Raw genomic sequence first — 6,175 nt, 5'->3', positions numbered from 1 at the left:
CCGCCCCAGCCAATATCTTATCAAGATTGGCATATTTGCAGGTTACGAGAGCCAAAGCGGTAGGCTTGCGGTATTGAAACAGAACAATGCCGGCACCGCTTCTTTGCTCTGGGTTACACCCTGAGCCGCGCCAGATTGTAGCCATTACGCCCTGGCGCCGCGATTGCGTGATTTTCATTCCCAAGGCGCGCCTTTGTTGCGCCGCGCTACAGGTTTCCACCGCGCGGCCGCTGCCGTATCGTCAGCCACGATCCGACAGGGCACGCGGTGATCGTTGAGCACGCTGATGCCGCGACGCGCCTTAATGCCTGTGCCATGCAATGGATGCCACCGCCGGTTTTCGAGATTTCCTGCGTATCGACAACTGCCACCTCGAAGCCGCGCGCGCGCAATTGGTCGATCAGGGTTTTCGACGCCGTCGGCGCAATCACCTTGCCGCGCCCCAACGACATGAAATTGCAGCCCAATGCCATGGTGTCTTTGAACGGGACGTCGATGATCTCGTGCCCCTTTGCCTTGAGCCAATCCACGATGCCGGGTTCTGTGCAATCCAAACAGACAGCGGTCAGCTTTTCAGCCACCGGGACGACCATCAGGTCGATATGCACATAATATTCATCAATAAAGGCTAGCCTTGTTTCCCAGCCTTCAGCCTCGAACCAGCTTTGCACCTGGCGCGCACCTTCTTCCTGGGTGCGCGCACTGCCACAACCGATCAGCACACAGCCATCCTCGATCACGTTGAAATCGCCGCCCTCAAAAGTGCCTGCGGTCACCATGTCATAGATCGGGATGCCAAGGCTTTCATAGCTACGGATAGCCGCATAGTTTTCGCCGCGCCGCCACCATTGGGCCATGGCAGTGATGATCGCGCCATATGGGGTCATCACACTGGAATCACGGGCATAAACCTGCATCGGCAGTTCAGGGTGCGGCTGATGCATATGCACCTTGACGCCGAAATGTTCATAGGCGGCAACCAGTTCGGCATGTTGGGCCTGCGCCACCTGAATGTTGCAAGGCGCCTCGCGCAGATGTTTGCGTGACAGGCTGGAGGTGGCAAGGTGACGCAAATGCGCGGGCGAACCAAGAAGCACATCGCTAAGCGGGTCGGTTTCATTGGCAAAGCCCCAACCAGACAGGCGGGCGGTGCCGCCGCCGGATTTCCGGCGTTGAAGGCTGAATTGGTCTGCGCGGGTCTGATCAAGGGTCATGTCATATCCTTTCATATCACGCGCCGGGCATGGTGGACGGAATCCACCAATCGCGGCCGCGTGGCGTGGTTACATATTCGGGCCAGCGGAAATGGATCGGCGGCTCATAATCACAAAGGGGGGGGCACCAGTCGGTTCCGCCAACCCCACCGCCGGTGCGCTGCCTGAACTCTTGCATCGCAGCGTCGCGGGCGGTTTTATCCTCCAGCAAGCGCAGGGCAGACACCGCCAGCACTTTGGCGGCGGTTTGCACCATCGGGTCGATGGTGGCCGGGATGCCGCCCAATGCGTTCATCACCCAGGCTGGATAGGCCCCTGCCCCTTTTGGGGCTTTCAACGCCGGGCGGGCGATATAAAACCGCGCCGTTGGTGTGTGCCAGGTCATATCGGTGTAGTCATCCGAGGTAGAGTTCAATTGCGAAGGCGGCAGATCATGGCGCAAAATCGCTTCGGCCTGTTGCGGGTCCATCAAGCGGCTGCATTCATCCAGAAAGGGCTGCGCCATCGGGTCCAACCCAAGGGCTGCCTGCATCTTCTGCGCAACCTTGATCGCGTCGGCACCCCATTCTGGCGCACCAACCGCTTGCAGGGCATCCCAGACGGTTCCGGCAATGGCAAGATTTGCAAGGCCCGGGCGGGACTTGCAAACCCAATGGCGCTCCCACCGGCAGCCGGTCATTGCGGCGGCGGCGGCTGCGTTGCGATCCAGAACTGCCGTGATCTGCTCGGCCATGGCAAGGGTTGGCACCCGCATCATATATTGCAATTCGGCCAGACCGGCTGGCAAATTATCGGCCGTGGCCTGACCTGCTGTCAGGACCGCCTCTGAAATTGACCAGCCGCCCTGATGCGGCAGCATCGCTTCACGCAGCATCCTGGACGATTGATACATCATGACCAGCGCGTCATTTGCCCCCGGTGCCCGCACCGCCGAATGGGATTGCGGGATCGGCGCGCCATCTGCCGCGCCCCAATTTTCAGGCGTGTCGCAGATGAAACGGTAGATCATCGAATAGGCAGCGCCGCAGTGGGTATCAAGACGAACGGTATTGCACATCGGCAGCATATAGAACGGATGGAACGACAGCATCCCCGCCAAGCCGTCATAATAGCCCTTTGCCGCATGAATTGGCTTGGAGCCGCGCACCTTTTCTGCCGGTTCGCCGGTAAAGCGCAGCCCACCGCGAATACCATGCTGCAGCATCGCAGCCTTAGTCGCCAGCAGCCCGCCGAGGCCAGCCATGCCCAGACCGGAATGCGGGTCGGTGTGCCCCCCGGCCTGATAGCCAAGCCCCGCACGCGGGGCGCGAAACGGCTGCGCGGCCTGACAGTTGCCCGGCACGGCGTCATATTCCGCATACATTCCGATAATCGGCATTTCGCCACTGCCCACATCATTGTGCCATTCGGCACAAAATGCCGTGGGCATTCCGCCAGAGCCCTCTTCGACGGTAAAACCCTGCGCACGCAAAGTTTCCACATACCATGCGGCGGATTGGTATTCGCGCCAGGCGGTTTCGCCATAGTCGAAAATGCGCGCGCACCATTCGGACAATCTGCCGGCCTGTTCGCTTACATGAGCAATGGCGTGGGTCTGGGCAATACTCAGAGGCATGGCAATTCTCCCTTTGCGCTGACGTTACTGAACAACCACAGGGTCGCAAAAGTGAAACCTTTTCGTAGCATCGACAAATCATTTTCACGGATGTTGAACTTTGCGCTATGCTGTCACGAACGGACAAAGGAGCAGTCATGACGCGGATACCCTCTACCCAGGCGATGCGCGCGCTTGAAAGTTTTGCGCGACTCGGTTCGGTCTGGCAGGCAGCCGAAGATCTCAACCTGACCCGCAGCGCGGTAAGCCATCAACTGCGCCAATTAGAGCGCGATCTGGGTTTCAACCTGTTCAACCGCGTTGGCACCCGGCTGGAGCTGACACCACAAGGCCAGACCTATGCGGGCGATATCCGCCGCGCGCTTTCTGCCATCACGGTGGCGGCGGCCCGCAATGCCGGTCGCGGTGTCAGCGGGTCGCTGACAATCAGTTGCACCCCTGGGTTTGCTTCGTCCTGGCTTTGCCCCAAGATCGGGCGCTTTCGTGAAGTTTGCCCTGATGTAGAGTTGCACATCGTCACGCCACGACGGCTGGATGATGTAACCACACCTGAAGTTGATATGTTCATCACGTTTTCAAACGGCAACACGCCGGGAATGCAAGTGGAACGGCTGCAGGAAGTGGAGTTTACGCCTTTGTGCAGCCCGGCCTTGATGAACCGGCTGGGCCTGTCTGAACCCGCCGATGCGTTGCGCGCGGGCTTGATGCATTTGTCGAGCTTTGATGATTGGGAGGCCTGGTTCCGCATTGCCGACCTGGAAGCGGCGCGCGCCCGCACGGGTATCGTGTTTTGCGACATGAATATGGTATATGCCGCCTGTCTGGCATCGCAGGGCATTGCGATGGGGGACGCGTTCATCTGTTATGAGGCGATGGCATCAGGGCAACTCGTGCGCCCGTTCGACCTCTCGATCCGCTCGCCCAAATCGTATTTTCTGGTGATCCCCGGCGCGCCGCCATGTAATCAGATCGTTGCTGCGTTTCGCGACTGGCTTATGGATGAGCTGCCCAAAGTCGCGCATGCAACTGCCGCGTCGGCAAATTAGATTTGTCAAAGCCGCGAAAACAATTCAGTTGCTCGTTTTCCCATCGTCCTTCTATGCTTTGACCAAAGCGGAGTTGCCAATGCCACAGACAGACCGGGCTGCCGAGATCGGCGCAGAAAAGATCCGAAAGACCTATGGCGCATTCAACGCGCTAAGCGATGTCAGCCTGAAGGTCGGGCGCGGCGAATTCCTGACGCTGCTGGGGCCAAGCGGGTCGGGCAAAACGACGTTTTTGATGATTATTGCCGGGTTCGAGGCAGCAAGCGCCGGCAGGCTGTTTTTGAATGGCGATGACGTAACCAATTCCCCCGCCGAGGCGCGCGCCTTTGGCATGGTGTTTCAGGGCTATGCGCTGTTTCCGCATATGACGGTAGAACAAAACATCGCCTTCCCTCTCAAGGTGCAGCGGCGCAGCCGTTCCGAGGTCAAGCGCCGCACAGAAGAAATGATCGAAATGGTCGGGCTGTCGGGGCATGGCCACAAGCGCCCTTCTGGCCTGTCGGGCGGGCAGCAACAGCGCGTGGCACTTGCGCGGGCGCTGGCGTATGAGCCGCCCGCATTGCTGCTGGATGAGCCGTTTTCGGCGCTGGACAAAAACCTGCGCGGCCAGATGCAAGATGAGGTGCGCCGCCTGCACCGCGAAATCGGCACGACTTTCATTTTTGTGACACATGATCAATCCGAGGCCTTGGCGCTTTCCAGTCGTGTCGCGATCTTTGATCATGGGAAATTGCAACAAGTCGATGCGCCGCGCGATATTTATGAACGCCCTGCCAGCCGCTTCGTGGCTGAATTTCTGGGCGATATCAATATATTCCCGCTAGACAAGGGCTGCTTTGAAGGGAACCCGATCGCAATTGGTGCCGATGCCGGCGCGCCCAGCGGGTATTTGGGGGTGCGCCCCGAATACATGCAATTGCATCTGCAAAACCCCGAAACCGGCAACGCCATTCCCGCGCGGCTGGAAGACCTGACCTATCTGGGGGCCGAGACACGGCTGTCCCTGCGCACGAAAAGCGACGTGCCGGTCATTTTGCATGTACCAACCGCGGCCCTGCCCGCAGGCATTGCCCTTGGCACCCAAATCTGGGCCGGCTGGCCCAAAGAGCGGGGCCTATACCTCTGACATTCTGCGAGAAACCGAAAAGCACAAGGGGAGAGACGACAATGAACGACACGAAAAACAGACGGTCGGCAACAGCCATGACGCGGCGCGGCTTTACGCAAATGGGGCTTTTGCTGATGGGCACCAGTGCGATGGCCCTGCGCGGCACAGCACTGCGCGCGGACTCCGGGCAGTTGGTATTTGTCAACTGGGGCGGCGACGCAGGCACCGCCTATGACAAAGCCTATGGTCAGCCGTTCGAGAAAGCGACCGGTATTGTGGTCAAGCAAGACGGGTCTGGCCCAACCGAAGGTGCAATTGCGGCCCAATACGAAAGCGGCAAGCCAAGCTGGGATATTGTGGATGTCGATCCCTTCTCTGCCGAGACGCTGGGCAAGAAGGGCATAATGGAGCCGATTGATTACGACGTGGTGGACAAAGCCAAGATGCGGCCGGGCTTTGGTTGGGAATATTCGGCATCCAGCTATTTCTTTTCCTACATCATTGCTTATGACGCCAAGAAATACGGCGACACCCCGCCGACAAGCATGGCCGATTTCTTTGACATCGAAAAATTCCCCGGCAAGCGTGCCATGTATAAATGGGGCTCGGGTATGTGGGAGGCCCTGCTGATGGGGGACGGCGTCGCGCCGGCCGATCTCTATCCGCTGGATATCGAACGCGCGCACAAGAAGCTGGCGGCCTTCAAGGACAATATCGTGGCCTATTGGGGCGGCGGTTCGGAAAGCCAGTCCCTGCTGTTGAACGGTGATGCGTCCATGGCGATTATCTGGTCGACCCGCGCCAGGCTGATCGAGGAAGATTCGGGCGGTGATATAAAGTTCACCTGGAATCAGGGTCTGATTTCGCCGGGCGCGATGGCGGTCATCAAGGGCAATCCGGGGGGCAGGGAAAATGCGATGAAATTCATCGCCGCAGCCCAAGACCCGGAAAAACAGGTCGTCATGTTCGAAATGCTGGGGCAAGGGCCGGCCAACCCCGCCGCCGACACGCTGATCCCCGCTGAAGATGCGCGGTTCAACCCGGCTGATGATGCGAATTATGCCGTGCAGGTGCCGCTGGATATGGCGTGGTACGAAGAAAACTACGGCGCCGCGCTGGATGAATACCTGAAGATCATTTCGGCCTGACCCGCTATCGCCCCGGCCCAACCGCCGGGGCGGCCCAAAAGAAA

Annotated in this window: 5 protein-coding genes; 3 read left to right on the top strand and 2 right to left on the bottom strand. The window is 59.2% G+C overall.

The features are described from left to right. Positions 1-206 precede the first annotated feature (206 nt). Together VDP61_RS15535 and VDP61_RS15530 are read right to left on the bottom strand one after the other, a co-directional pair. Complete coding sequence (locus VDP61_RS15535) at positions 207-1,214, bottom strand: dimethylarginine dimethylaminohydrolase family protein (protein ID WP_323007766.1); 1,008 nt, start codon at positions 1,212-1,214, stop codon at positions 207-209. Positions 1,215-1,230: 16 nt separating this feature from the next. Further along, positions 1,231-2,829: an amidohydrolase gene (locus VDP61_RS15530; protein ID WP_323007765.1), complete on the bottom strand. Its 1,599-nt coding sequence runs from the start codon at positions 2,827-2,829 to the stop codon at positions 1,231-1,233. Positions 2,830-2,966: 137 nt separating this feature from the next. Here VDP61_RS15530 and VDP61_RS15525 point away from each other — a divergent pair, with 137 nt between their 5' ends. From VDP61_RS15525 to VDP61_RS15515, 3 genes are all read left to right on the top strand, one after another. Beyond that, the gene (locus VDP61_RS15525) at positions 2,967-3,875 is read left to right on the top strand and encodes a LysR substrate-binding domain-containing protein (RefSeq protein ID WP_323007764.1); all 909 of its coding nucleotides are present in this window, start codon (positions 2,967-2,969) and stop codon (positions 3,873-3,875) included. Positions 3,876-3,954: 79 nt separating this feature from the next. Beyond that, positions 3,955-5,001, top strand: a complete 1,047-nt coding sequence (locus VDP61_RS15520) for an ABC transporter ATP-binding protein (RefSeq protein ID WP_323007763.1) — start codon at positions 3,955-3,957, stop codon at positions 4,999-5,001. Positions 5,002-5,042: 41 nt separating this feature from the next. Next, positions 5,043-6,131: an ABC transporter substrate-binding protein gene (locus VDP61_RS15515; RefSeq protein ID WP_323007762.1), complete on the top strand. Its 1,089-nt coding sequence runs from the start codon at positions 5,043-5,045 to the stop codon at positions 6,129-6,131. Positions 6,132-6,175: the final 44 nt, after the last annotated feature.

The organism is Pseudorhodobacter sp., from assembly GCF_034675685.1.
GTDB lineage: Bacteria > Pseudomonadota > Alphaproteobacteria > Rhodobacterales > Rhodobacteraceae > Pseudorhodobacter.
This window is presented reverse-complemented; position numbering and strand designations above follow the sequence as displayed.

Bases quoted from the DNA above. Each gene is read 5' to 3' on its own strand.
- VDP61_RS15520 (WP_323007763.1), top strand. From the start codon at position 3,955: ATGCCACAGACAGACCGGGCTGCCGAGATCGGCGCAGAAAAGATCCGA.
- VDP61_RS15535 (WP_323007766.1), bottom strand. From the start codon at position 1,214: ATGACCCTTGATCAGACCCGCGCAGACCAATTCAGCCTTCAACGCCGG.
- VDP61_RS15515 (WP_323007762.1), top strand. From the start codon at position 5,043: ATGAACGACACGAAAAACAGACGGTCGGCAACAGCCATGACGCGGCGC.
- VDP61_RS15525 (WP_323007764.1), top strand. From the start codon at position 2,967: ATGACGCGGATACCCTCTACCCAGGCGATGCGCGCGCTTGAAAGTTTT.
- VDP61_RS15530 (WP_323007765.1), bottom strand. From the start codon at position 2,829: ATGCCTCTGAGTATTGCCCAGACCCACGCCATTGCTCATGTAAGCGAA.